The organism is Methylotetracoccus oryzae (genome assembly GCF_006175985.1).
Classification (GTDB): domain Bacteria; phylum Pseudomonadota; class Gammaproteobacteria; order Methylococcales; family Methylococcaceae; genus Methylotetracoccus; species Methylotetracoccus oryzae.
The window spans coordinates 332566-358734 of record NZ_SRSH01000001.1 but is presented as its reverse complement, the minus strand read 5'-3'; the positions used below and the strand labels follow the sequence as shown (position 1 = coordinate 358734).

Genomic DNA, 26169 nt, shown 5'->3' with positions numbered 1-26169 from the left:
GGAGGATCAGAGACGATGCCACGACGACCACGAGTGGTGCTGTCCGGTGTGCCGCTACACGTGATTCAGAGGGGAAACAACCGGAAAGCCTGTTTTTTCGCGGATGACGACTATCGGTCGTATCTGGAATGGCTGCGAACCTACGCTGGGGAGACCGGTTGCGCCGTGCATGCCTATGTGCTCATGACCAATCATGTTCACCTGTTGCTGTCCTCGGCAACTCCTGGGGGCGTAGGGGCGCTGATGAAGCGACTGGGGCAGCGCTACGTCCAGTACATCAACCGGACGTACCGACGCAGCGGGGAAAATAGGGGACAGACCACGGTTTCTTGTGCTATGTTTGCGTCGAATTGGCTGTGAGGATCAGAGACGATGCCACGACGACCGCGAGTGGTGCTGTCCGGTGTGCCGCTACACGTGATTCAGAGGGGAAACAACCGGCAAGCCTGTTTTTTCGCGGATGACGACTATCGGTCGTATCTGGAGTGGCTGCGAACCTACGCTGGGGAGACCGGTTGCGCCGTGCATGCCTATGTGCTCATGACCAATCATGTTCACCTGTTGCTGTCCTCGGCAACTCCTGGGGGTGTCGGGGCGATGATGAAGCGACTGGGGCAACGCTACGTCCAGTACATCAACCGGACGTACCGACGTACCGGAACCTTGTGGGAGGGGCGCTTCCGATCGTGCCTCACCCAGGAAGAGTCCTACGTGCTGAGTTGTTATCGCTACATCGAAATGAACGCGGTGCGAGCGGGCATGGTGGAGCATCCCGGGGATTATCGGTGGTCCAGTTATCGGGCGAACGCTCAGGGAGAGGGGTGCGACTGGCTGGAACCGCACTGCTGCTATCGTGCGTTGGCGGCGGATGACCAGGGACGACAAGCGGCCTATCGCGCGTTGTTTCGTTATCACCTCGATCCGGGGCTGGTTGATCAGATTCGTGCAGCCACCAATGGCAACTACGCGTTGGGCAGCGGCCGGTTTGAGGAAGAGGTCGCCGCGGCATTAGGGCGTCGCGTGGTTCGGGGACGATCCGGTCGACCCAGGCGCCAGCGTGACGGTGTCACGGGTGATTTGTAGTGGCCAATACGATGACAACCGCGGTCTGTCCCAGGTTATCCCCAGAACCATGGTCTGTCCCCGGTTATCCCGGTTATCCCCGTTAGGCCGCCCCATTTTTCCATACAGCAAGGAGACCGCCATGACTACCCGCCACGCCCTCGCAGCCCTGCTTTCGGCCTCTCTGCTCATCCCGTCGGTCGCCGACACCTGCACCCGCGCCGTCTACTTCGGCCTCGAAGGGCAGACGGTCACCGGCCGGACTATGGACTGGTTCATGTCTGACATGGACACCAACCTCTGGCTCTACCCGCGCGGCCTGCAGCGCACCTCGGGTACCGCCAAGCCAACAGTCTGGAAAAGCAAGTACGGCAGCGTCGTCACCACCATCTACGAAGGTGCGTCGGCCGACGGCATGAACGAGAAGGGCCTGGTCGCAAACCTGCTCTACCTGCCCGAATCCAAGTATCCGCCCGAAACCGCGGCCGACAAGCGCCCCACGCTCCCCAACTCCGCCTGGGTGCAATATGTCCTCGACAACTACGCAGCCGTGGCCGAGGCCGTCGCCGACCTCAGGAAAGAAAAATTTCGCGTCGTCGCCATCAAGGCGCCCACCGGCGAACCGGGCACGGTCCACCTCTCCATCTCCGACGCCTCAGGGGATTCGGCCATCTTCGAATACCTCGACGGCAAGCTCGTCATCCACCACGGCCGCCAGTACCAGGTGATGACCAACTCCCCGACATTCGACCAGCAGCTCGCCCTCAACACCTACTGGGACAAGATCGGCGGCTCCGTCTTCATTCCCGGCACCAATCGAGCGGCGGACCGCTTCGTGCGCGCCTCCTACTACATCAATGAGGCCAAGCAATCGGCCGATCCGCGTACCGCGGTCGCGACCGTGTTGAGCGTGATGCGCAACGTCAGCGTGCCCATCGGCATCAAGATCCCCGGTCAGCCCAACATCGCCGACACGCTCTGGCTCACCGTCTCCGATCAGAAGAACAAGGTCTACTACTATCAGGATACCAACAGCCCCAGCATCGTCTGGGCCGACTTCAGGAAGCTCGATTTCAGCGAAGGCTCCGGCGCCCGCAAGCTGCAGCTCGACGGCAACCCCGACATCGGCGGCAACCAGACAGCCAACTTCAAGCCAGCCGAAGTCTTCAAGTTCATGATTCCCCACGACTGAGAGGCCCCCGTGAAGCAGGCACTAGAACGGCCTGACAACAGCATGCAGCGGGCGGCGCTGCACGCGCGACTGATGCTAATCGTCATGCCCCACAAATCGGAGGACGGTAATGATCAAGGGTGAGTGTTTGTGCGGCTCTGTTCAGTTTGAGGCCGCATCGGTTGTCGGCCCGTTCGAGCTATGTCATTGCTCGCGATGCCGAAAGTCGACCGGGTCTGCGTACGCAGCGATGGTCGGTATCAGTGTTGAAGGCTTTCGGATCACGGCTGGCGCGGATCTGATTCGCTCGTTTGAACTACCTGCTGTCGAACGGCCACCCAGTTACCGTAGATTCTTCTGTCAAGTGTGCGGATCTCCAGTGCCGAACCCGACTCCCACGGGAAGCTCGTTTCGAATTCCAGCCGGCTGCGTGAAAGACCCCATCGGCCTTTTGCCTGACAAGCATATCTACGCAGAGCGTAAGGCAGAGTGGGACGAGATCGTCGATGGGCTTCCGCAGTTCACGAAAGAAGAGATCCAAAAGTTCCGCGAAACGAGTTCCGGCGCACACATTGCTGTCTGAAGCGCGTTCGTTGAATCCGGCCCCAGCCTGGCGACGCACTGATGTGGCTCAGCCCTGCACCAAGTCCAGATGCTGTTCCGAGGTGGCGATCGGCGCCGGCTCGAACCCTTCGAGGAAGCCACCCAAGACGTTTCCGACGGGACTTGTAGCGCATCTGGGCTGGTAAAATAGCGCCTCGGATCAGCCTTCCCGAAGCTCCTGCCGGAAGATTCAAGGTGAGCTGCGCCGACTGGTACCGGACCCGGCGAACCCATTCCCGACACTCTATGGCCATCGACATTGACCGTCTCAGCGAAGCGGAACTCGTCGACCTCAATCGGCGCATCGTCGAGCGCCTGCGTTTTCTGCATCAGATGCGCGCCCATGCCACGATGTTGCAGTTCTCGCTCGGCAACCGGGTCGCCTTCGATACCGCCGACGGTCGTGTCATCGTCGGCACGCTGATGCGCTACAACAAGAAGAGCGTCACGGTCATCACCGACAACTCTGAACGCTGGAACGTCTCCCCGGGCTTACTGCGCCGGGCCGAACCCCGAGACATTACCCCCACCGACCCCGAGTCCATCGATCTCTTCCCGGTCAAACCGAACCGTAACGCCTGATACCGTCTTCTTTCCGGATATCCCGACACCCGTCCAAGTGCGTCGGCCGGACGGTTGCTTCCTTCCAGTTGGTAGCGGCCGTGCCGTCCCGGTCAGTCCGGGGACGACGATGATGTCGGCATTCTGGAGGCAGCGGAAGATGCCCCGCGCCCCCGTTACTCCGAGGCACTGCCCGCACTAGCTGTCGGGTGCACCCGAGAAGGGAGTGCGGTCCTGAGGACAGACCGTGCCGGGCGGCGGGAGCGCACCCGTCAAGAAGTAGTCCGTCATGAGTCTGTTGGCGCAGCTACTCGGATTGAGCAGCGCGGTATGTCCGTGCCCTTCAACAGTGATGAGGTGGCCCCGAGCCAGATACCGCGTCATCGCGACACTGTTCACATAGGCCGTCGATGGATCGAAGGTGTTGCCGATGACCAGGATCGGCGCCGAGGTAGGGCGGTTCCAGGGGCCCGTATAGGGATGTGCTGTCCGGCCAGGCCAGTTGTGGCAGGGTGAGTCGGACCAGGCCCAGAAGGGACCGAATACGCCGGAATTGAAGGTCGCGAGGCTGGCTTCGACTGCATAGAAGCCCGGTTTGCGGGGATTGGGCGCCTCGGCACAAATCACGGCCCAGGCTTGTTCCGGCCCCGCGTAGCGGCCGGCGGTGACCGGCGGACTCGCGGGCCGCTTTGAACTCGGCGGCGTGTTCCGGGAGTCCCAAAGCGTCTGCAACAACGTGGCGATACCCTCCCAGCCGGCGCTGATCGGCGACTTCGTGAACATCAGTTGGTCCGACACCGCAGCAACCGTCACCGCGTACGTCACCGCAAGCCCTCCGGGATGGTTCGGCAGCTTGCCGGGCGGAATCTCGATCGCACCTTCGTCAAGCCGGCGCAGAAGCGCTTCCCACTTTTCCAGGGTGGCCTCCGGGCTGCCGGCCGAGAACGCGCAATGCGCGGCGGATGCATGGCCGCACAAACGAATGAACTGCTCGAACGTCGCTGCCACGGCCTGGTCGGTGTTGATGCGCAGGCTCAGCGACAATCCGGGCCGAGCGTACCAGTTCACGGGGTCGATGTTGCCGTCCAGCACCATGGCCCGGATACGATCCGGAAACAGATTGGCGTAGGTGGCGCCCAGCAGCGTGCCGTACGAAAGACCCAGATAATTGAGCCGGGGTTCGCCGATCGCCTGACGCAGGCGTTCGAGGTCCTGCGCCGACTCGGTCGTGGAAACATGGTCCAGCAGTGTGCCGTTGCGTCGTGCGCACGGCTGCGTCAAGGTGTTGAAGCGCTCGAGCCAGCGCGCGCTCTCGTTCTTGCCGCGCGGGTAAGCATTGACCGCAACGTTCCCGAAAAATGTGGCTTCGACCGATGAAGACTCGAAACACTGCACCGCGGTGCTGTCACCAATGCCCCGCGGATCCCAACTGACGATATCGAAATGCTGGCGCAGGCGGAGCGGGAAAAGGGGCTTCCAGCGCGGGAGTTCCACCGTTCCGGCGCCGCCGGGACCGCCCGGATTCAGGAAGAGGGTTCCGAGCCGTCTGGCCGGATCCGTGGCCGGGAGCTTGATGACCGCCAGGGAAACCGTCCCGGCCGTCGGCTGCGCGTAGTCAAGTGGCGCTTCCATCGTCGCGCAGTCATACTCGCGCTGGGTATCGCAAGTCTTCCAGTTCAGTGGGGGCGCGTAGGGGCCCGGCGCTCGTTCACTGTCGGTTTGAGGTCGCTCGGGGCTCATCAGCAACCAGACGAGCATTGCCGTACTCACCAGGCCGGCCGCAGCGATGAGCTTCCCGCGGCGTGCCGATAACCAGCCCTTGCTCTCTTGGTTCCGCACGGTGTCAGCCCGTGGGCGCGGCGGCTTCGCCATCGATTAACTCCTCAGTGACGCCTGAGTTCGTGTTCAGGGTTCGTAATGAGCGGCCGAGATGATAAGCAACTGACAAGAGACAGAACACGGTTTCTTCGTGCTTTCGTTCAGTGGCGATCGCCATGAGGCTTAGAACCCATGCCCCGAAGGCGGAACCTTTCACGCGTTCCGCCGGATAACGTAGGGTGCGGGGGATACTTGGCTGGGTTTTGTTGCGGTTTTTCGGGCCGTGGCAGTTACGGCGGCATTGGATTTTGGCGGATCGCCCCCGGATCGGGTCCGGGGCAGGCTCTGCGGGCATCCGCCCTATGAAGGGCAAGGTCACTTGGGTCAAGGCTTCCAATCCAGCCGAGCTAGACCAGCTGGTCGATTGGGCTGCGGATGAGGGGTGGAATCCGGGTCTGCACGATGCCGCGCTGGTCTGAGCGACGGATCCCGCAGCCTTCATCTCGGCCCAGTGTGACCGTGAGTTGATTGGGGGGCGGAGCCACACGTCCTATGCCGGCGAATTCGGCTTCATGAGGTTCTTCATCGTCCGGCCGGAACATTACGGGCGCGGCCTCGGCAGGGCGCTCCGGCACGCTCGCCGCGATCGGCTCCGCAGTCGGCTCTCGATTTAACACCAAAATCCGAAAGGGGCGACGGGGCAACTGTTGACGAGCTGCCGGTCCGTCGCCCCATCGGTCAAGGTCAGAATTCATCCGCTCCGATGTCGGGCGTCGTGTCACGCGGGGTGCCGAAGTAATCGTCCAGCACGTCGCTGAGCAGGTCGGCGCGGCCGATGGCGGGTGAGGTCGGCGTGAGCGTGAAGTAGTCGCCGGTGAGGGCGCCGGCCGCGACCGGTCCGGTCTGTGCCAGTTGCGGTGACCCGACGACATCGTTGCCGGCCGAGGCGGCCGCATTCGGCGCCTTGGACCACAGGTTGGCGGAGAAGGTGATGTCGCCGGCGCCGACATTGATGCAACGCGGGGCGGTGTCCTGTTTCACGAGATTGTTCCGGATCTGCACGTTCACATGCGCGGCGGCGTCGATGGCGAGGGAGGCCGATTGGACGTTGGTCGATTGCGTGTCGACGAAGGTATTGTTGGCGATGAGGACGTCCTGCAGCTTGCCCTGAGGGAAGCGCCGGTCGGCCCACCACTTGAGGTTCAGCGAGCCGCCCTTCACCAGGTTGTTGACGAGGGTCGTGCCGCGGGACGCGGGTGTGCCCTTCTCATCGGCGAGGGCGATATTGATGGCGACGCGCCCGACCGCGGGGTTCGCCGAGAAGTAGATCAGATTGCCCGCCACCCAGGCGTTCGTGGCATCCGACACATAGAGGTTGGCGGCCCAGTTGTCGTAGACGACGTTGCCCTCGAGCGTGGTATCGTCGGCCTGGAACGTCGACAGGCCCTCGCCCCAGTTGTTGAACACGGTATTGCCACGCAGCACGGCATGCTGCGTCAGGCCGTCGACCGGGTCCTTTGCCGCACTCAGTCCACTGCCCCAGCCGCCGTTCGGGGTCTTGGTCGGGGGACAGGTGCTGAGGCGGCAGTTGTCGGTGGCGTTCCACCAGATCGTGCTGGCCTCGACCAGACTGTAATCGCCTGCGGCAATGATGCCGCGTGCGGCATGGTGATGCACGTCGCAGCGGCGGACGATGTTGTGGGGCCCGACCATATTGATACCCTGGCCGAGGCCGTTCCTGACCTCGAAGCCGGAGAACTCGATGTAGGTTCCGGTCAGGGCGACGAGATTGCTCCAGTTGGCGGCCAGGCGGTTCTGGCCGTCGATGACCGGGGTTTCGCCGGGATAAGCGCGGACGGCCAGCGGTGCGGCGGCGGTGCCGGATTTGCTGATGACCAGGCGTTCGACATAAGTGCCGCCGCGTGCATACAGCGTGTCGCCCGGGACGAGTTTCCTGCTGGCGGCGGTTAGCGTCTTGAAGGGACGGTCGAAGGAGCCGGGGTTCGCGTCGCTGCCGCCCGGCGCGACGTAATAGGTCGCGGCGACCGCATTGCCGCCGGCGCTCGCGAGGCTCATCCCGGCGATGAGCAGAAGGCTTCGGCCTGCAGAAACGGGTGCCCGTTCCGTTTCGATCCTAGGAAATTGATGAAAAGACATACGATTGGCTCCATTGAGTGAAGGCTGCTCTTCCGGCAGACTTGGTGCCGTGATGCGACCCTGTGCCGTGGGGTGCTCGGCATCGGTCGGCCACGGCGACCGGCGCGGGCATGGCGCAGGTTCAGGCAGATCGCCGCCCACATGGGGACGAGCCGGAAAGGAACGGCTCTGCATTTGGTTGTACGCAATCGGTATGCCACCCGGCGCCCGACCAGTGCCGCGCGGTTCCAAATCCGGCCTTCCCTTCACACTCAGCCTTGAAGCAAGTCCTTGTTTCAAATAGGGGGAGTGAGAGGTGTTCGCTGTCGTTCCAGTGCGGCGTCCGGAACTCGCATCAGGATGCGATGCAATCTGGCTGGTGCCGCCGACCGGCTTCCGGGGTCGGGCGTTGTCGCTGCCGAGCGACAGCGGATCGGCGGTACGTTGGTCGCGCGTTGCCGATGGCCGGGCGCCGCTCGGCCACCCTGGCTTCGTCCTACGCGATAGGGGTCAGACGGTTGGTCGCGGACCGCGCCGGGGGAAACCGGGAATGGCGTTCGGCGAGGCATGACCGCCAGACGCTCAAGGAATCCTTGCCGGGAGGCGCTACGCCTGCCGGGTTCCGCTATACTCGCCTGACCTGCATAGGAAAGGTGGGGAAATTGACATGTTGGGGTCCGGGGCGAATGCTGGCCTGCACCGCGGTGCCGGCAAGTCGGCTTTAGAGACGACGGGCGGCGTCCTTCCGTCGGTAAAGACGGCGTAATCGATGACGCCAGTCCCAAACCGCTACAGCAACTTCGCCCATCTGGCGGAACACGATGAGCAGTTGCTGCGGCTGGGGATGCTGGCGGAGCGCTATTTCCCGGACGATCCCAATACCTCGCTGATCAAGCTCCGGCAGCTCGCAGAGTTGCTCGCGCGGCTGGTCGCGATCAAGGTGGGGTCCCACGAGTCGCCAGACGAAGCGCAGTTCGATTTGCTTCGTCGGCTTCAGGACCGTGGCATCCTGCCGCGCGAGATCGGCCAACTGTTCCAGGAAATCCGGCGCGCCGGTAACGCTGCCAGCCACCGGATGACCGGCGATCATGCGATGGCGCTCGCCGGGCTGAAGATCGCCTGGCAGCTTTCGGTCTGGTTCCACCGCACGCTCAAGGACCCGGGCTTCAAGTCCGGCCCGTTTCGGCCGCCGGTACCGCCCACCGATCAGAGCGATGCGCTGCGCGTCGAGCTGGAACGCCTGTCGGCCGCGCTGGCCGAGCGTCAGTCCGCCCATCACGAGGCGGTCCGACGCCTGGAATCCCTGGAGACCGAACTCAGCACCGCGACCGACGAGCGCGCCTTCTGGGAACAGATGGCACAGGAGGCCGACGCGGCGAAGCTCGCGCTGGAACAGCGGCTGCTCGCTCAACAGACGGCGCCGTCCGACAGCACGGTGACCGAGCTGATCGTCGCGGCGAACATGGCCGCTTCGGCCGTGCATCTCGACGAGGCGGAAACGCGCGCGCTGATCGACGAGCAACTGCGACAGGCTGGCTGGACGGCCGATTCGACGACGCTCCGCTATGCCGCCGGTGCCCGTCCGGAGAAGGGTCGCAACCTCGCAATCGCCGAATGGCCGACGGCCAGCGGCCCGGCCGACTACGTGCTGTTCGTCGGCCTGACGCCGGTCGCGGCGGTCGAAGCCAAGCGCAGGAACGTCGACGTGTCGGGCGCCTTGCAGCAGGCCAAACGATACAGTCGCGGCTTCGCTGGCCTGGAGGGAACCGGCTCTTCCGCCGCCGAGACATTTGGCGATGACGGCTACCGCCTGCCATTCGTGTTTTCGTCGAACGGCCGCCCCTATCTGCGGCAGCTGGCGACGAAGAGCGGCGTCTGGTTCTGCGACCTGCGCCGTCCCGACAACCTGGGCCACGTGCTGGACGGCTGGTATACGCCTGAAGGCTTGACGGCCCTGTTGAAGCGCGATGAAGCCCGTGCCCACGAACAGCTTCGTAAAGCGGCCTTCGCATACGGCTTCGCGCTGCGGCCGTACCAGCAGGCCGCAATCCTGGCCAGCGAGTCCGCCATCGAGCAAGGGCAACGCGAGATGCTGCTGGCGATGGCGACCGGGACCGGCAAGACCAAGACCTGTATCGCGTTGATCTACCGGCTGCTGAAGGCGCAACGCTTTCGGCGCGTGCTGTTCCTGGTCGACCGCTCCGCGCTCGGCGAGCAGGCCGCCAACGCGTTCAAGGACACGCGGATGGAAAGCCTGCAGACCTTCGCCGACATCTTCGGCATCAAGGAGCTGGAGGAACAGACGCCGGACAGCGATACCGCCGTGCATGTCGCCACGGTGCAGGGCATGGTGCAGCGCGTGCTGTATACCAGCGAAGGAGCCGCGCCGCCGCCGGTCGACCAATACGACTGCATCGTCGTCGACGAATGCCACCGCGGTTATCTGCTCGACCGCGAACTGTCCGATACTGAAGTCGGCTTCCGCAGCTTTGACGATTACATCTCGAAATACCGGCGGGTGCTGGACTACTTCGATGCCGTGAAGATTGGGCTGACCGCGACCCCCGCACTGCACACGACGCAGATCTTCGGGAAGCCGATCTACACCTACAGCTACCGCGAGGCCGTCATCGACGGGTACCTCGTCGACCATGAGCCGCCGGTGCAGATCAGCACGCAGCTTTCCGCGAACGGCATCCAGTGGAAGGTTGGGGAAAAGGTCCCGGTGTTTGATCCCCGCCGCGGCCAGATCGACCTGTACACCACCCCCGACGAGATCAACATCGACATCGAGGGCTTCAACCGCAAAGTCATCACCGAAGCCTTCAACCGCACCGTGTGCGAGTACCTCGCGCGCGAACTCGATCCCGCCTCGCGGCAGAAGACGCTGATCTTCTGCGCCACCGACGCGCATGCCGACCTGGTCGTCGATCTGCTCAAGACGGCGTTTCGGGACCAATACGGGACGGTCGACGACGATGCCATCATCAAGATCACCGGCGCGTCCGACAAACCCCTGCAACTGATCCGCCGCTACAAGAACGAGCGCCAGCCGAACATCGCCGTCACGGTGGATCTGCTGACGACGGGCGTCGACGTACCCGAGATCTGCAACCTGGTGTTCCTGCGCCGCGTGAACAGCCGGATTCTGTTCGAACAGATGCTCGGGCGTGCGACGCGGCTGTGCGACGGCATCAGCAAGGAGACCTTCCGTATCTTCGATGCCGTGCGGATCTACGAGGCCCTGCAGCACGTCTCTGCGATGCAACCGGTCGTCGTGAACCCGTCCATCGGCTTCGCGCAGTTGGCGACCGAGTTCCAGACGGTCGGCACCGACGAGGAACGCGCGCTGGTGCGCGACCAGTTCGTCGCCAAGCTGCAGCGCAAGCGGCACCATTTGAGCGAGACCGATGCCTGCGACTTCGAGACCTGCGCCGGCATGAGCCCGGAGGCTTTCATTGCGGAACTGCGCAGCCTGCCGCTGGTCGACATCGCCGCGTGGTTCGCGCAGAACCCGGATCTCGGCGAGATCCTCGATCGGAAAACCGAAGGGCGCGCCGACCCGGTGCTGATATCGGACCATCCCGACCAGCTGCTGGGCACCGAGCGCGGCTACGGCAAGGCCACTCGCCCGGAAGACTATCTGAACGCGTTTCGCGAGTTCATCGAAAGCCATCGTAACGACATCCCCGCGCTGCTGACCGTGCTGACCCGCCCCCGCGAACTGACCCGCAAGCAATTGCGCGAACTGGCGCTGGCGCTCGACCAGGCCGGCTTCAGCGAGGCGAGCCTGACGACAGCCTGGCGCGAGATGACCAATCAGGACATCGCCGCCCGCATCATCGGCTACATCCGCCAGGCCGCGATCGGCGACCCGCTGCGGCCCTGGGAACGCCGCGTCGACGAGGCGCTGGACCGGCTGCTGGCCTCGCGGAACTGGACCGCACCCCAGCGCCAGTGGCTGGCAAAGATCGCGGCGCAGACCAAGGCCAATCTCGTGGTCGACCGGGCCGCGCTCGATGACCCCGACCTCGTGTTCAAGCGTGAGGGCGGCGGCTTCCAGCGGCTCGATCGGTTGTTCGACGGCGAACTGGCACAGGTTCTCGACGGCTTTCATGACCAACTGTGGGAGCAGCCCGCCGCCTGATTCTGGGGCGGGGTTGTGGTATATATTCGGTCTATACCTGCATCACGCGTCGAGAACGACCATGACTACCGCAAAGCTCTTCAAGAACGGCCGCAGCCAGGCCGTGCGGCTGCCGGCCGAATTCCGGTTCGAGGGCGATGAAGTCTCGATACGCCGTGACCCGGCCACCGGCGACGTCATCCTGAGCCCGTTGCACAAAACGCTCCGGGACTGGTTCCGGGTCCGCGACCGCTTGCTGCCGAACATTCCGGCCGAGGAACTGGATGCCTTCATGGCAGATCGGGATCAGGGAGCCGAAGCCGAGCGCGATTGGCCGTGAGCCAGCCGCTGATGCTGGATACGAATGCCGTGTCGGCCTTGGTCAAGGGGCGGGCGCCGGCCCTGACCGGGTTGCTGGGTTCAAGGCCTTGCTGCATCTCGGTCATCACCGAGGCGGAGATGCGCTACGGCCTCGCGCGCCGGCCCCTGCATAGGGACCTGCGGACATTGGTCGAAGCCTTGCTGGATTCCATCGACATTCGTCCCTGGACCTCGCGCACGGCCAGCCGCTACGGGACGCTCCGAGCGGAACTGGACGCGCTCGGCAAGCCGCTCGCACCGCTGGACCTGCTGATTGCCGCGCATGCCTTGACCGAGGGTTGCGTCCTCGTGAGCGCGGACCGCGCGTTCACGCGGGTGCCCGGTCTGGTCGTCGAAGAGTACCTTCAGCATTGAACACCGTCACTGATCCGCCATTGCATCCTGGGAAGCCGGCCGAATCCACCGGCGTTAACCACCGCCCCGAGAGGGCGCGCTCCGACGTCCAGCCCAATCCGGCCCCATCCGGTGATGCCGTGCGGCTCAAACTGGCCAAACGGTGTGTGTCGCCACAGGACATCATCGATGCCGTCACCTGGGCGAGAAGGACCAACCCGTCCTGACAAACCCTTTAGCCGCCCACATTCTCGAACGCCTGCCGCCCGCATGAGCACCGTCACGCACGACATCGTCGCCAAGCTGTGGAACCTCTGCAACGTCCTGAAGGACGACGGGGTCACCTACCACCAGTACGTCACCGAGCTGACCTATCTGCTGTTCCTGAAGATGGCCAAGGAGACCGGTACCGAGGAGCAAATCCCGGCCGGCTACCGCTGGGACGACCTCGAAGCGCTGCCCGCACCGGACCGGCTGGAGCACTACAAATTCACGCTGATCCACCTCGGCACTCACGGTTCGACGCTGGTGCAGGAGATCTTCGCGAACGCCAGTTCCTTCATCAAGAAACCGGCGACGCTGTCGACGCTGGTCGCCGAGATCGACAAGCTGGACTGGTACAGCGCGCGCCAGGAAGGCCTGGGCGATCTGTACGAAGGCCTGCTGGAAAAGAACGCCAACGAGAAGAAGTCCGGTGCCGGGCAGTATTTCACGCCGCGCCCGCTGATCGATAGCATGGTCGCGGTCATGCAGCCGTCACTGCATGACACCATCCAGGACCCGGCAGCGGGCACCGGAGGCTTCCTGATCGCCGCCAGCCGTTACCTGCGCGAGCGCCAGGATCTGGCGTCGCTGACCGAGGCCCAGCAGCAGCGCTTCTACACCCGCACCTTCTACGGCATGGAGCACGTGCAGGACACGCACCGGCTCGCACTGATGAACCTGATGCTGCACGGGCTGGATTCCGACCCGCACGGCGCGGGCATTCGCTACGGTGACACGCTGGGCCAGGAAGGCGAGGCGCTGTGCCGCCAGGGCGCGACGCTGATCCTGACCAATCCGCCATTCGGCACCAAGAAGGGCGGCGGGCTGCCGACCCGCGGCGATTTCACGTATCCGACCAGCAACAAGCAGTTCTGCTTCCTGCAGCACATCGTCCGCGGCCTGAACCCCGGCGGGCGCGCGGCGGTCGTGCTGCCCGACAACGTGCTGTTCGAGGGCAACACCGGCAAGCAGATCCGCGCCGACCTGATGGACAAGTGCAATCTGCACACCATCCTGCGGCTGCCGACCGGCATCTTCTACGCGCAAGGCGTCAAGACCAATGTGCTGTTTTTCCGGCGCGGCGACACCGACAAGGGCAACACCCGGGAAGTCTGGGTCTACGACCTCCGCGCCAACATGCCGCAGTTCGGCAAGCGCACGGTGCTGACCCGCGCGCATTTCGCCGAATTCGAAGCCGCCTTCGGCGACGACCCGCTGGGCCTGCCGGCCAGCCTCGCCAAGCGGGAGGACACCGGCGAAACGGGCCGCTTCCGCCGTTTCACCCGCGAGTGGATCGCCGAGCGCGGCGACAGCCTGGACATCGCCTGGCTTAAAGACGATAGCGACAGCGCTAGCGACGAGCTGCCCGAACCGGTCGATCTGGCCCGCGAAGCCATGCTCGAACTGGACGGTGCGCTGGAGGAATTGCGGGGGATTCTCACCGAGCTCGGTGAGGACGTTGAGGAAGAGGTGGCGCAGTGAGCGGGCTTGCTCGTGGGTGGGTCAAAGCCACTCTTGGCGACGTCATCAATGGGTTCGAGACCGGGCGCAACATAAAGGCCTCACCCAAACGGGCGCGCGATAGCGAGTTTGGCGTGCTGAAGATCAGCGCTGTGACCTGGGGCCGATTTCGGCCAGAAGAGAACAAGGCGCTGTTGCGTGGCGACTCGCCATACAGGCACGAGCGGGTAAGGTCGGGAGACCTGCTAATTTCACGTGCGAACACAACGGAACTGGTGGGGGCCCCTGTCCTGGTCGATGGCGACTATCCGCACCTGATGCTTCCCGACAAAATTCTGCGCCTGCTCTACGACGAGCGCGTTATTGTGAGCAGGTATCTGCTGTTCGCATTGCGCAGCCAAACTGCGCGCTTATACATGGAGGAGAACGCCACCGGCACTAGCCACTCTATGCGCAATCTCTCGCAGCCCAAGCTGAGGGCGGTCCCGATTCCCCTCGCCCCGCTCCCCGAGCAGGCCCGCATCGTTGGCAAACTCGACGCCACCCTCTCGCGGGTCGACGCCTGCCGCGAACGCCTCGACCGCGTGCCCGCCATACTCAAGCGCTTCCGCCAATCCGTCCTAGCGGCCGCGACCTCCGGCGCGTTGACCGAGGATTGGCGGGAACAATTCGCTCTTTCTGGCAGGAGTTTCGACAGGTGTGATTACGACCTCCCGCCAGGCTGGACTTGGTCTTGTGCGGATCGATTAAAGGCTGCTGAGCGCTACTCGTTTGCCATCGGACCATTCGGAAGCAACCTGAAGGTTGCTGATTACATGGACCAAGGTGTGCCACTAGTCTTCGTTCGCGATATTCGGGCACGGAGTTTCGGTGGGCCGGGAACAAGGTTCGTATCGACTCAGAAGGCGAGGGAACTAGCTGCGCACTCGTTGCAAGAAGGAGATTTGCTGATCACAAAGATGGGTGACCCGCCCGGCGATACAGCAATCTATCCGCTCGGTTCGCCGCCCGCGATCATTACAGCGGACTGTATCAAGCTCAGAGTTGACTCAAAAATTGCTGACGCACGATTTGTCGGCTACGTGATTGAAAGTCCATGGACCCGTGACCGTATGGAGGAAATCACAGCCGGCGTCGCGCAGCAAAAAGTTAGTTTGGAACGCTTCCGACACTTCCCTCTGCCCCTGGCTCCGCGTGATGAGCAGGCCGAAATCGTCCGCCGCGTCGAATGCCTCTTCGCCTACGCCGACCGCCTCGAAGCGCGCTATAGGACCGCGCGCTCACAGGTCGAACGCCTGACCCCGGCGCTGCTCGCCAAGGCCTTCCGCGGCGAGCTCGTCCCACAGGACCCGAACGACGAACCCGCGTCCGCGTTGCTCGAACGTCTCCGCGCCCAACGCACGGAACGCGCACCCGAACGGCGACGCCGTAAGGCAACGGGGGTTGCGCCGGGATGAATGCGGTGATACCAAATCGGCCTCATGTCGGGATGAATCCCGACCTACGGCCGGTAGGCGGAACGGCGTGCTTGTCGGCCTTCAGGCCGACAAGGATCGCGGGGCCGAAACGACAACCCGCCTCCGCGCTGCTGGAACATCTCCGTGGACAGCGCGCCGAGCGCGCACCCGAGAGGGGGGGCCGAAAGGTTGCGGGGGTGTTATCGGAATGAATTCCGATCTACCGTATCGAGGGATTATTGGGATGAAGCCCGACAGCGTGGCGTGACCTAACCTTGTAGGTCGGCCTTCAGGCCGACAAAAGCGCTCCCAGACAATGCCCTACAACAACCTCAGAACCGGACGCCATTCCGCGATCGGCCTGACGTATCACGTGACGACGGTCACGCGGGATCGCCTACCGATCTTCCTCGACTTCGATGCGGTGCGTCTTGTGGTCCGCCAACTGAAGACGCTGTACAACGAGGGGCTCGCCGAAACCGTCTGCTATGTGCTGATGCCGGATCACCTGCACTGGCTGATGACCCTGCGTGGCGGCACGCTGTCGGATACCGTTCGTCTGCTGAAGGGTCGAACCGCGCGGGCTATTGGTGGTTCTGTCTGGCAACCGAACTTCCATGATCACGCGGTTCGGAGCGATGAGGACTTGCTGGCTCTGGCCCGCTACATCGTCGCGAATCCGTTGCGGGCACGTCTGGTCGAGACGCTTGGCGATTACCCGTGGTGGGATTCGATGGGGTTGGAGTCGGGATGAATCCCGACCTACAGGGGATACACGGAACGGTGTGCGTAGGTCGGGATTCATCCCGACGTATACACTGCCCCATGATCAACCCGAGTTTGGCCCTTTCCAGGGATGCGATCGCGGCGTTCTGCCGCAAGCATCGGATCAGGCGTTTGTCGTTGTTCGGCTCTGCGACCCGTGAGGACTTTCGGCCCGACAGCGATGTGGATGTCCTGCTGGAGTTCGCCGAGGATGCACGCGCGAGCCTGTTCGATCTGGTCGATCTGCAGGACGAGTTGAAAGACCGCTGCATATTGTCTTTGCGGACAACATTCAGGCCGGCGAGCGGGTGATCATTACCGTCTATGAGCCGGATGCGGCGCAGTGGACGGCGGATTTTAGAACGAGGATCAGACCATGAAGTGTCCGATCTGCAGGCACGGCTATACGCGGCCAGGGACTGCGACAGTGACGCTGGAGCGGGGCGCCTCAACCATTATTTTCCGCCAGGTGCCGGCCGAGATCTGCGACAACTGCGGCGAGGTGTTTCATTCCGCCGAAGTGACGGAAGCGCTATTGGCGCAGGCAGAGGTGGTGGTCGCCCAAGGCGTCGAAATCGACATACGGCGGTTTGCTGCGGCTGCATAGCCGTTTCTGAACCATGCGCGATGCCCGGGGGAGTCGTCGTGCGTAGCTGGCCGCGTTGGCGAGGCTCCTGTCATTCCGTCGCCACCACCGTGTCGTTCAGCACGTAATGGGTCAGCTCCACCGTTGCTGGTCGACTGCCCTCTCCCGAGTTGCCTTATCAGTAACCGGTTCGCTCAGTTCGTTGTTGTGCTGATCCCCCCAGTTGGAAGGCCTGATCCTGAAATCACATAGGATTCAGCCAGTTGGATATGGGGGTTGTTGTGAAGTTTCGCACTCGCGGTGGAGTTCCGTCATGCCTGATGCGGAGGGTAGGCGTCGCTATCCGCGCCAGTCGATGTGAAATGCGCTGGGCTATCGCAGAAAATGGTTATCCCGAAGCGGTGTGGCTGGGGTCACCCTTGCGGACGGGCTGTCCTAACGTCTTGTTCCAATTGGTCGGGGCGAGAGGATTTGAACATCCTACCACCTGCACCCCATACGGGGCTTCCCTGACAAGAGCTCTTACTTTCAATATGTTATAAGGGCATGCCCCGCGCAATTGTGACTGCAAATGACAGCGGACGACAGGACAGAACGGTAGTTCGTCACGATCGTGTCACGTGGAAGTGGTCGATCCGAGTGCCGATCCGAGTGCTATCGGAGTCTAACTGCTGGTGCCTCCCGAATAAGACACCGCAGGTTCGTGTCTATTTCATTCAGAAATTTCGGGCACCTGCTCCGCGCCAACGGGACTGTAAGTAACCTCCGTGTCCCCAAATTCACTGGCGGGTGTCCCGATCGGGTCACGGTATCCCTCTAGCCCTGTGGGACCGTTCCTGCTGCGGGAGGCATTCTCCCAATTTACGCGGTCCGGTCGCCTTGCGGGTAGTACCTCCAACAGTGTATAAACAAGCAATGCACACCCCCTATGCGAATAGAAGCGCATGAATTTTCACATGTTCCTGAGCTCCTAGCCGGCTTACACGCCTCATGTGGGGCAAGGAATTGAGCGATTTAGGGTGTCTACTACACCTTAGGTTTCTAGAAGTAAGCTCATGGCAGAAGACGAATTCACCTCGATCAAGGAACTATCTAAGCGGCTTGGAATGGATCGTTCCCATGCTCGTCGCTATGTGCTCAAGCTTGGATATTCCTTCCATAAGCGGCGTACTCAGGATTCTGGAGGGCAATTGACGCTCTGTGTAAGCAACGCCGAGGCCGAGGAAATAGTATCTCAACGTGTCGACCAAGGTTTTACGGCATCCGTTGTTGTCGCTGTATCGGACGTTGGCTTTTTCTACGTTATTCAACTCATTCCCGAACTCGACCCGAAAAGGCTTAAGCTTGGATTTGCCGAAAGTATCGATCAGCGTCTTTCACAGCACCGCACAGCTGCGCCAACAGCAAAAGTTTTGAAAGCATGGCCCTCAAGAAGGTCATGGGAGCTAACCGCGATGGATTCACTCACACGTATTGACTGCAGCCGCATCCTGAATGAGGTCTTTGAATGTGATAACCCACAGGCGCTGGTGGATCGAGGCGACGCCTTCTTTAGCTTGCTTCCGCAGCCTGGCACAAGGACTCCGCTTGCCGAGAGCTCGCCATTATACTCTAGGATTCAGCATGCTGACGAAACCTAATGTTTCGGTCGAGAGGGACGATCCGCAAACGGACTTCGCCCGCCTGCTCCGCGCTGCTCACCTTCAACGTTAACACAGGAAAGGAATGAAACCGACACCGACTCAAATTGAGCTGGCTGTGAAAAGGATCGTCGAGGCCGTTCCCGAGCGGTCTCGTGCCGAGGGTTGGGAATGGACCAGAGGCAAATGGACAAAGGCTATCAAACAATCTCTCTGCGACTACGCGCGTAAACAAGGATTTCGGGTAGCTGCTTCAGGGTGCACTGGCGCAGAGGAATCCGAATTTCTATACGATATGACCTGGTGGAAGCAGGAAGGCGATTTCATGACGAAGGTTCCACTAATACTGGAATCCGAACTCCAATCCCCTTCCTACGTGATTGACAAAGACTTTTATAAGCTTATGCTGGGCCGAGCAGAGCATCGCGTATGGATCTTCGAACGGAAGACGGAAGCACAAATCGACGAAACCTTCGAGGCCATCATAAACAGTGTCATGATGTTCGCAAACTCGACCCCGGGCGATAGGTACTTACTGATGGGCGTGGACTGGAACCCCAGGAAGTTTCGCAGCAAACTGTATGTGCATAAGTAGCCGCTAACAATGCGTTGTAGCCGATGGCCTAGTCTGTCACGGCCTGTGCAGAGGACAGCTCGCACCATCCCGGACCGCGGCTAAGCGCTACGTTATGTGTCACTAGGAGGGGAAATTTTTGACGTTTGAACAGTGGATGAGACATCGCGGATTATCTGAGTCCTCCGTCAAGAAATACGAGGGAGCGATCAGCGGTGTTATGTCCGCATGGGCGGTTCATGCCGGCCTTATAGCTGGTCCGCTTACATCAATCCAAAGCCTTAGCCAGTTTGAGTCGATTTCCATCGGCGTTCGAAAGCTCCCGATCTATCAAGAGAGGAACGAACGCGGCCACAACATGTACAACAGCGCCTTGAACAAGTACGCTGAGTATCTGGGGGAAGGCTTCGATTCCGACATAGAGGCGGATCTAGAGGCAATATTGGCTGAACGTAGCATCACTGACACCGAAAGGGCGTCATTGCTAAAAACAAGAATCGGCCAAGGAAACTTCAGGCAAAGGCTGATTGCGCTCTGGGGCGGTTGCGCGGTTACAGGCTACAAAGACACGTCTATGTTGGTGGCGTCACACATCAAGCCCTGGCGGGCGTCTTCGAATAATGAGCGTCTTGATGGTTATAACGGACTACTTCTACTTCCTACGCTTGATAGAGCATTCGACTCGGGATTTATATCTTTTGATGAGTCAGGAAGGATTCTAATTTCGCCACTACTGCAATACCCAAACAAACTGGGGATCATCAGTGATATGGAAGTGAAGCTGAAGCCAGAAAACCAGGAATATATGAAATTCCACCGTGAAAACATATTCCGTGAGACCTAGCAATTCAATCAACTTAGCGCCAGCGGCGCCGGACGCGTGCGAGCGCGCCGGTTATTGATGCGTTAGACGGACGAATGGAACCGTCGCCTTGGACCTGACAACCCTTGACCTCGACGCTGACTACGACATCGCAATCTCCTTTCTTAACGGAGACCTAGCTCTCGCACAGAGCTTGGCTGACGCCCTCAGCAAGAACTTTCGGGTGTTCATCTACGTTGATCGGCAGGTCGATCTCGCGGGCACAAATGGCCTGGATAGCTTTTCCGATGTCTACGGAAAACGTGCAAAGCTCGTCGTCATGCTCCACCGTAGTGGCTACGGCGAGACTCCTTGGACCCGCGTTGAGCAAACTGCGATCGAATCGAGGTTTCTGCGCGAGGGTGCCAAGTTCCTTTTCGTGCTGAGGCTGGAGGCGGGCGCGCCAACCCCTCCTTGGGTTCCGGAAACGTATCTCCATTTCGACCTAGATACTTTTGGCCGTGAAGCAGCTATCGGTGCAATCTCAGCCCGCGCCCTGGAGGCAGGCGCGACAAGTACTCCCCAGACGCCGGCGCAGAGAGCCGCTTCGGCCGCGAAGAAGATCGAGTTCGATGCTGAAACGAGGAACCTAGAGCGCACAGAAGCAGGGGTGGCGCAAGTTGACTCCGAGTTTTCGGATCTGGTGAGCGAAGTCTCACGCCGAATCGATGAGGTCCAGGATAGTGCCCCCTCTTTAGGGTTCCGTCACGGTGCTAGTGCCCGATCGATGGTTGCAGCGTCTCGTCGCGCGTCACTGTGCATCGAGCTCCAGATTCACTGGAGCAATAGCATCCATGGAGCCGCCTTGTGTTTCGCCTTCCTCCGCCAAGAAGCGCCGATACCTGGCGATGGCCGGCGATTCATCAAGCAGCCATCGCCCCTTAGGTCGGGCGAGTATGCGCCAATACGCACGCAAGCTAATGGCTGGGCGTGGGCTGCTAGTGACGGAAAGGTCGTCACGACGCAACAACTGGCCGAGCAGTTAGTCTTCGAGTTGCTTGATCACGCGGAAGCTGGTCAGCCGTGATGTTCTACATGCTTGCCGAACGTTGCCGAGACAGCTGTCTAACATTGGCTTGCAGCGGACGGTCCGCTGAGCGGGCCGCGGCTGAACCACAAGGCCGTTAGCACTTCTCGGGGTTCGTCCCCTCAACTCTTAAGGGGTTGCGAAGCTCCTTGCGTGGCGTTACCGTCCCGTTTGGGCACGCACCAAATACGCCATGCAAAAGAACCCCAAGTACGAACAGAACCTTCTCAGACTCGCAGTCCGCGACGAGGAACGCATTGCCCAGCTAATGCGCGTCGAGCGGGACGCGCTGGCAAACTTCAAGGGGCAACTGGATGAACTGGAGGCGGCATTGGGCATGCTGCGCTTCGGCGATCACGTCGGCTGGAAGGTGCTGGTGCTGGTACACAACAAGCGCACCATCCGCAAGTACGAAGAGATCCTCGGCATTAACGTACGCGAGTTCTTCCCGGAAGAAGGGCCGATGGCGTACCGGTCCTTGGGCTACCAGATCGCCAAAAAGCTTGGCAATTTTTGGAAGGCCGTTAGCGGCGACATCAAGGTGGAGCAGCGGCGCGAGATTAGTGACGAGTAGATCACAGATTCCACCCTAAGGGGTCACAAGGCCCCCTTCCTTCCGGCTACACTCTAGGGTAACTGATTACCCCTTTGGAGTGTGTGCCATGAACCGTTTCGATCCCTCAGACCTGGGCCGCGGCCACGCGGGGCGCGAAGGCGCGCGACCAGACGCGCCCGCGCCCGGCGCGGCCGCTCCTGCTGAGTTCGCAGGCTGCCCTGTCGACGCCCCCTTGCCGGCGTCCCCCCGTGAGGTAATACGGGGGGAAAGTACCTGTGAGGACGCGGGCAAGGGAGTGGGTGATGCCGCGCTGATCGATTGGCTCAACGTCACTTTCCCGCATGTGCCGAAGCGGGGGAGCCGTGTGCTGGATGCCTGGCTCGTCGAGGACATGGAACGGGTCTTTGGTATGCCCGTGGGCAGCAAGCGAAACATCGGGCACCTGGGGTACACGGATTCCTGGGAACTGGGTCACCGTGTCGGAATCTTGGCCCAAGGCGGCGCGTCGCAAGGCGGGACCTGTTTCCTGAGTCTGTCCGGCGAAGCCTGCGCCCTGGTGCCGGATTGGCTGGCGGTGCATGCGTGGCTGGTGCAACGAGACGCCAAGATCACCCGAGTCGATCTGGCACACGACGACTACGCCGGAGTCTTCGACATCCAAACGGCGTTGGGCATGCTGGCGACCGGTGGGTTCACGACGGGTGGACGTCCGCCGAGTGCCAAGTACACCGACGATTTCGATTCCGGCAAGGGCAAAACCCTGTACGTGGGCGAGCGGAAGAACGGCAAGCTGCTGCGCGTTTACGAGAAGGGCAAGAAAGAAGGGGACCCGGACAGCCCCTGGGTTCGCTGGGAGCTGGAACTCCATACGGTCGATCGCATCATCCCGCGCGATGCGCTGCTCCGGCCTGGGGTCTATCTCGCGGGCGCCTATCCCTGCTTGGCGTGGGTGTCCGAGACGCAAGAGCGCATCCGGACCCACAAGGCACGCTTCACGATCAGTTTCGAGCGGCTTATTCATTACGCCCGGAAGAGCTACGGCAAGCTGATCTGGTTCCTCTCCAACATTCTCGGTTGGGACGCCGCGCGGATCGTTGCGACGCTCTCGGTCGAAGGTACGCCCGCGCGCTTCGTAATGTCGGGGCTCCCCTTGGAACCGGAAAAGACCGCACCCAACGACGACAGCGCCGAGGTCGCAGCGCCGTGACCGAAGACTCGCTCCTGTGCAGCCTGGATGATGCCGCGCGTCTACTGGGTGGGATCTCGGTCCGCACCGTGCGGCGGCTGATCGAGGCCGGGGAGTTGCCGGTGGTGCGGATCGGTCGCCGGTTGACGGTGCCGGTCGACGGACTCCGGGCATGGGTGGCGAGCCATACCCAGACCGCGCATAATGCTCCGCGCGCGGGGCATGTGCGACAGGAGACATTCACATGCCTTACAAACGAAAAGACAGCCCCATCTGGTGGGTGTCGTATACGGACGCCAGCGGCCGTCGTGTTAGACGGTCTACTGGGACTACCGACCGCAAGGAAGCGGTTGGCCTAGAGGCGAAATGGAAGCTCGCCGCTCACGAAGAGCAACATTGGGGCCGAGAGCCGGACCGCAGCATCGAGGAAGTGATGCTCGCGTTCTTGCAGGCAAAACGCGATAAGCGGAGTCATTCCGACGACAAGCTGCATGCGAAACGCTGGCGGCAATTGTTGCCCGATCGTAGCATTCAGTCGCTGAAACGGTCGGATATCAGCGGGTACATCGCAACGCGGAAGGAAATGGGCGTCAGTAACTCGACCATCAATCGAGAGCTGGCGTTTCTGGCGGCTTGTATCAGTTTCTGCAATCACGCCTTCGAGTGGCAACTCCCGAATCCGATCACCGGCCAGAAATTGAAGGAGCCTGAAGGTAGGGTGCGGTATTTGACGGAGGACGAGGCGGTTGCCCTGGTGGCTGCTGCGGAGTCAGAGCCGAAGGCGCCTCACTTGGCGGATTTCATTCGGCTGGGCCTCAACACCGGGATGCGGCGCGGAGAAATGCTCGGTCTCGAGTGGAGCCGAGTCGACATGAAGCGTGGGCTCATCCTGCTGGAAGGCAGGCACACGAAGACAGGTAAGCGAAGGACGGTACCGCTCAACGAGCATGCCCAGGCGGCGCTAAACGGTCGCAGGCGGTTCTGCTCTGAGAACTGCCCTAGCTCGCACTGGGTGTTCTGTGATCGAAGCGGTAAGCGGTTGGCGTGCGTGAAGGGTAGCTTCGGTACCGCCTGTCGTCGTGCAGGGATCACCGACTTTCATGTGCATGACCTTCGCCATACTTGTGCGGCGTGGCTCGTATCCGCCGGGGTTCCCCTGCCGGAGGTTCGTGACCTTCTCGGTCACAGCACGGTGGCCATGACGGAGCGATATGCCCATCTCCGACCGGACAACGTTCGGGCGGCCGTGGGTAGACTGGACGAAATGTCACGATTTCGTCACGGTGGGGATGAAAGAACAGTCGAAAATATTTCCTAAGCGACTGTTTTAATTGGTCGGGGCGAGAGGATTTGAACCTCCGACCACCTGCACCCCATACAGGTGCGCTACCAGGCTGCGCTACGCCCCGACGACTGACTGGACTTTGGCCGATTGCCGGCACTGGGGAAGACAACTGCGCTCTATCACTGCGGAAGCGATAGAGTGGCGCGCCCGAGACGACTTGAACGTCCGACCTTTGGCTTCGGAGGCCAACACTCTATCCAACTGAGCTACGGGCGCGTTGAACGCGAACTATATCACAGTTCAACCGTCGCTTAACAGGCTGCGCAGTTGGGCCAGCGAGGCGCGGCCGCGCTCCTTGCGCTCTTCGGGGTCGATCGGCACGCGGTCCGGCCACTCCAGATCTTCCGGCGGCAATTCTTCGAGGAAGCGGCTGGGTTCGCAACTGACCGCTTCGCCATAGCGTTTGCGCTGCGAGCAGTAGCTCAGTGTGAGCTGCTTCTGCGCCCTGGTAATGCCCACGTAGGCGAGACGGCGTTCTTCCTCGATGCCGTTTTCCTCGATGCTGGTCTGGTGTGGCAGCAGGTTCTCCTCGACGCCAACGACATAGACGTACGGGAACTCCAGGCCCTTCGCCGCATGCAGCGTCATCAGGTTGACGCGGTCGCCGCTATTTTCCTCGTCCTGGCGGTCGAGCAGATCCAGTAGCAGCACTTTGGAGACGCACTCGGCCAGCGTCTTCTGCTCTTCCTGCTCGCTGGCGATGCGCTTGAGCCAGTCCAGCAGCTCCCGCACGTTGCCGTAACGCCGTTCGGCGGTCGCGGCGCTGGCGCTGTTCTCGCGCAGCCAATGCTCGTAACCGATGCCCGTAATGAAGTCGTCGAGAACGCCGAAGGTGTCGCCGCGCTCGCAGCGGTCGGCGACGTCGCTTATGCGCTCGCAGAAATGCCGGAGCCGCTGCAGGGCGGAGTCGGACAGTTCCTGCGCGAGCCCGAGCTCGAAGCAGGCATCGAACAGGCTGACATGCCGCCGCTGCGCATACTGGCCCAGCTTCTCGAGCGTTGCAGGCCCGATCTCGCGGCGCGGCACGTTGACGATACGCAGGAAGGCGGCGTCGTCGTCCGGGTTGATGATCAGCCGGAGATAGGCGAGTACGTCCTTGATCTCCGCGTAGCCGAAGAAGGACGGGCCGCCATTGATGAAGTACGGCACGCTGAACTCGCGCAGCGCGCGCTCGAATAGCCGGGATTGGTGGTTGCCGCGATAGAGCAGGGCATAGTCACGGAACTCGGTGCCGTGACGGAACTTGTGATGGACGATGTCGGACGCGATCTGGCGCGCCTCGGCGATTTCGTCCGCATGGCGCAAGACCCGGATCGGATCGCCGTGGCCCAGGGCGCTCCAGAGTTTCTTCTCGAAGACGTGCGGATTGTTCGCGATCAACTGATTCGCGGCGCGGAGGATCCGTCCGGTCGAGCGGTAGTTCTGCTCCAGCTTGATGACCTTCAGGCGCGGGAAGTCGCGCTGCAACTGCGCGAGGTTCTCCGGCTGCGCGCCCCGCCAAGCGTAAATCGACTGGTCGTCGTCGCCGACGACCGTGAAGCGGCCCAGTCGCCCGGTCAGCAGCTTGACGAGCTGATACTGGGTTTCGTTGGTGTCCTGATACTCATCGACCAGCAGGTACCGGATGCGGTTGCGCCATTTCTCGAGCACCTCTTCGTGCTGCTGGAACAGCATGACCGGCAGCAGGATCAGGTCGTCGAAGTCGACTGCGTTGTATGACTTCAGCAGGCGCAGCAGTTCCGCATACAGGCCCGCTGCAGCGCGCTGCGGCTCGTCCGTCGCCGCTTGCAGCGCTTGCTCGGGCAGCAGGAACAGGTTCTTCCAGCGGCTGATCTGGCTCGCGTACGCGGCCGCGAGATCGGCATCGAAGCGTTCGGGGTGCTGCGCGCACAGCTCGCGGATCACGGCCATCCGGTCGTGCTCGTCGAAGATCGAGATGCCGGACTTCAGGCCCAGCGCCTTGTGCTCGCGGCGGACGATGTCGAGCCCGAGGGCATGGAAGGTCGAGACCGTCAGCCCACGCAGTTCGCGGTCGTCCAGGGTACGGCTGACGCGGCTCTTCATCTCCCGGGCGGCCTTGTTCGTGAACGTGACTGCGGTGATATAGCGGGCCGCCGTGCCCTGGCGCACGAGATGGGCGATTTTCTCGGTGATTACGCGCGTCTTGCCGCTGCCGGCGCCGGCGATCACTAGCAGTGGACAGTCGACGGTCGTGACCGCGGCGCGCTGCGGCGGGTTCAGTTCGATCGCCATGC

25 protein-coding genes and 2 tRNA genes are annotated in these 26169 nt (G+C 61.9%); 22 read left to right on the top strand and 5 right to left on the bottom strand.

What is annotated here, in order from left to right; all coding sequences use genetic code 11:
- Positions 1 to 15 precede the first annotated feature (15 nt).
- The 5 genes from BWR02_RS01635 (at position 16) to BWR02_RS01615 (ending at position 3418) form a co-directional block, all read left to right on the top strand.
- Positions 16 to 360 carry a transposase gene (locus BWR02_RS01635; RefSeq protein ID WP_201276092.1) on the top strand — a complete coding sequence of 115 codons (345 nt, stop codon included), beginning with the start codon at positions 16 to 18 and terminating at the stop codon, positions 358 to 360.
- A gap of 12 nt (positions 361 to 372) precedes the next feature.
- Positions 373 to 1083 (top strand): transposase, encoded by a 711-nt coding sequence (locus BWR02_RS01630; RefSeq protein WP_139556011.1) that lies wholly within the window; start codon positions 373 to 375, stop codon positions 1081 to 1083.
- 121 nt (positions 1084 to 1204) lie between these two features.
- On the top strand, positions 1205 to 2254 hold the full coding sequence (locus BWR02_RS01625) for a linear amide C-N hydrolase (RefSeq protein ID WP_139556010.1): 1050 nt from the start codon (positions 1205 to 1207) through the stop codon (positions 2252 to 2254).
- 109 nt (positions 2255 to 2363) lie between these two features.
- Complete coding sequence (locus BWR02_RS21420; RefSeq protein ID WP_139556009.1) at positions 2364 to 2816, top strand: GFA family protein; 453 nt, start codon at positions 2364 to 2366, stop codon at positions 2814 to 2816.
- Between the two features lie 266 nt (positions 2817 to 3082).
- The gene (locus BWR02_RS01615) at positions 3083 to 3418 is read left to right on the top strand and encodes an LSm family protein (protein ID WP_139556008.1); all 336 of its coding nucleotides are present in this window, start codon (positions 3083 to 3085) and stop codon (positions 3416 to 3418) included.
- 177 nt (positions 3419 to 3595) lie between these two features.
- On the opposite strand, the gene BWR02_RS01610 is transcribed toward BWR02_RS01615, so the two are convergent.
- A complete protein-coding gene (locus tag BWR02_RS01610; protein ID WP_139556007.1) occupies positions 3596 to 5269 on the bottom strand; it encodes an alpha/beta hydrolase in 1674 nt (557 codons plus the stop codon).
- A 446-nt stretch (positions 5270 to 5715) separates the two neighbouring features.
- Between BWR02_RS01610 and BWR02_RS21580 the strand changes: the two genes are divergently transcribed.
- A complete protein-coding gene (locus BWR02_RS21580; protein ID WP_407941047.1) occupies positions 5716 to 5889 on the top strand; it encodes a hypothetical protein in 174 nt (57 codons plus the stop codon).
- Between the two features lie 70 nt (positions 5890 to 5959).
- On the opposite strand, the gene BWR02_RS01600 is transcribed toward BWR02_RS21580, so the two are convergent.
- The gene (locus BWR02_RS01600) at positions 5960 to 7291 is read right to left on the bottom strand and encodes a right-handed parallel beta-helix repeat-containing protein (RefSeq protein ID WP_162559970.1); all 1332 of its coding nucleotides are present in this window, start codon (positions 7289 to 7291) and stop codon (positions 5960 to 5962) included.
- 829 nt (positions 7292 to 8120) lie between these two features.
- Here BWR02_RS01600 and hsdR point away from each other — a divergent pair.
- The 16 genes from hsdR (at position 8121) to BWR02_RS01520 (ending at position 23887) form a co-directional block, all read left to right on the top strand.
- Positions 8121 to 11498 carry a type I restriction-modification system endonuclease gene (gene hsdR / locus BWR02_RS01595; RefSeq protein WP_139556005.1) on the top strand — a complete coding sequence of 1126 codons (3378 nt, stop codon included), beginning with the start codon at positions 8121 to 8123 and terminating at the stop codon, positions 11496 to 11498.
- Positions 11499 to 11559: 61 nt separating this feature from the next.
- Complete coding sequence (locus tag BWR02_RS01590) at positions 11560 to 11817, top strand: antitoxin (RefSeq protein WP_139556004.1); 258 nt, start codon at positions 11560 to 11562, stop codon at positions 11815 to 11817.
- Positions 11814 to 12212: a type II toxin-antitoxin system VapC family toxin gene (locus BWR02_RS01585; protein ID WP_201276091.1), complete on the top strand. Its 399-nt coding sequence runs from the start codon at positions 11814 to 11816 to the stop codon at positions 12210 to 12212. The genes BWR02_RS01590 and BWR02_RS01585 overlap by 4 nt, the downstream gene beginning before the upstream one ends.
- 249 nt (positions 12213 to 12461) lie before the next feature.
- Positions 12462 to 13937 carry a class I SAM-dependent DNA methyltransferase gene (locus tag BWR02_RS01580; protein WP_139556003.1) on the top strand — a complete coding sequence of 492 codons (1476 nt, stop codon included), beginning with the start codon at positions 12462 to 12464 and terminating at the stop codon, positions 13935 to 13937.
- Positions 13934 to 15373, top strand: a complete 1440-nt coding sequence (locus BWR02_RS01575) for a restriction endonuclease subunit S (protein WP_139556002.1) — start codon at positions 13934 to 13936, stop codon at positions 15371 to 15373. The genes BWR02_RS01580 and BWR02_RS01575 overlap by 4 nt, the downstream gene beginning before the upstream one ends.
- A gap of 316 nt (positions 15374 to 15689) precedes the next feature.
- Complete coding sequence (locus BWR02_RS01570; protein WP_139556001.1) at positions 15690 to 16127, top strand: REP-associated tyrosine transposase; 438 nt, start codon at positions 15690 to 15692, stop codon at positions 16125 to 16127.
- A gap of 71 nt (positions 16128 to 16198) precedes the next feature.
- Positions 16199 to 16450 carry a nucleotidyltransferase family protein gene (locus BWR02_RS01565; protein WP_139556000.1) on the top strand — a complete coding sequence of 84 codons (252 nt, stop codon included), beginning with the start codon at positions 16199 to 16201 and terminating at the stop codon, positions 16448 to 16450.
- A 64-nt stretch (positions 16451 to 16514) separates the two neighbouring features.
- Positions 16515 to 16745, top strand: a complete 231-nt coding sequence (locus BWR02_RS01560) for a type II toxin-antitoxin system MqsA family antitoxin (protein WP_139555999.1) — start codon at positions 16515 to 16517, stop codon at positions 16743 to 16745.
- A 1034-nt stretch (positions 16746 to 17779) separates the two neighbouring features.
- Entirely contained in the window at positions 17780 to 18364 is a 585-nt protein-coding gene (locus BWR02_RS01555) for a hypothetical protein (protein ID WP_139555998.1), read from the top strand.
- Between the two features lie 85 nt (positions 18365 to 18449).
- The gene (locus BWR02_RS01550) at positions 18450 to 18959 is read left to right on the top strand and encodes a hypothetical protein (RefSeq protein ID WP_139555997.1); all 510 of its coding nucleotides are present in this window, start codon (positions 18450 to 18452) and stop codon (positions 18957 to 18959) included.
- A 118-nt stretch (positions 18960 to 19077) separates the two neighbouring features.
- The gene (locus tag BWR02_RS01545) at positions 19078 to 19782 is read left to right on the top strand and encodes an HNH endonuclease (RefSeq protein ID WP_201276090.1); all 705 of its coding nucleotides are present in this window, start codon (positions 19078 to 19080) and stop codon (positions 19780 to 19782) included.
- 88 nt (positions 19783 to 19870) lie between these two features.
- A complete protein-coding gene (locus BWR02_RS01540; protein WP_139555996.1) occupies positions 19871 to 20827 on the top strand; it encodes a TIR domain-containing protein in 957 nt (318 codons plus the stop codon).
- Positions 20828 to 21020: 193 nt separating this feature from the next.
- Complete coding sequence (locus BWR02_RS01535) at positions 21021 to 21401, top strand: hypothetical protein (protein ID WP_139555995.1); 381 nt, start codon at positions 21021 to 21023, stop codon at positions 21399 to 21401.
- Positions 21402 to 21678: 277 nt separating this feature from the next.
- Positions 21679 to 22590, top strand: coding sequence for a replication initiation factor domain-containing protein (locus BWR02_RS01530; RefSeq protein ID WP_162559969.1), 912 nt, complete (start codon positions 21679 to 21681; stop codon positions 22588 to 22590).
- Positions 22587 to 22928, top strand: a complete 342-nt coding sequence (locus BWR02_RS21575; protein WP_162559968.1) for a helix-turn-helix domain-containing protein — start codon at positions 22587 to 22589, stop codon at positions 22926 to 22928. Before BWR02_RS01530 ends, BWR02_RS21575 begins: the two co-directional genes overlap by 4 nt.
- Positions 22814 to 23887 (top strand): tyrosine-type recombinase/integrase, encoded by a 1074-nt coding sequence (locus BWR02_RS01520; protein WP_139555992.1) that lies wholly within the window; start codon positions 22814 to 22816, stop codon positions 23885 to 23887. Before BWR02_RS21575 ends, BWR02_RS01520 begins: the two co-directional genes overlap by 115 nt.
- 14 nt (positions 23888 to 23901) lie before the next feature.
- On the opposite strand, the gene BWR02_RS01515 is transcribed toward BWR02_RS01520, so the two are convergent.
- From BWR02_RS01515 to rep, 3 genes are all read right to left on the bottom strand, one after another.
- Positions 23902 to 23978, bottom strand: a tRNA-Pro gene (locus tag BWR02_RS01515).
- Between the two features lie 75 nt (positions 23979 to 24053).
- Positions 24054 to 24130 (bottom strand) — tRNA-Arg (locus BWR02_RS01510).
- 24 nt (positions 24131 to 24154) lie between these two features.
- Entirely contained in the window at positions 24155 to 26167 is a 2013-nt protein-coding gene (rep, locus tag BWR02_RS01505) for a DNA helicase Rep (protein WP_139555991.1), read from the bottom strand.
- Positions 26168 to 26169 lie beyond the last annotated feature (2 nt).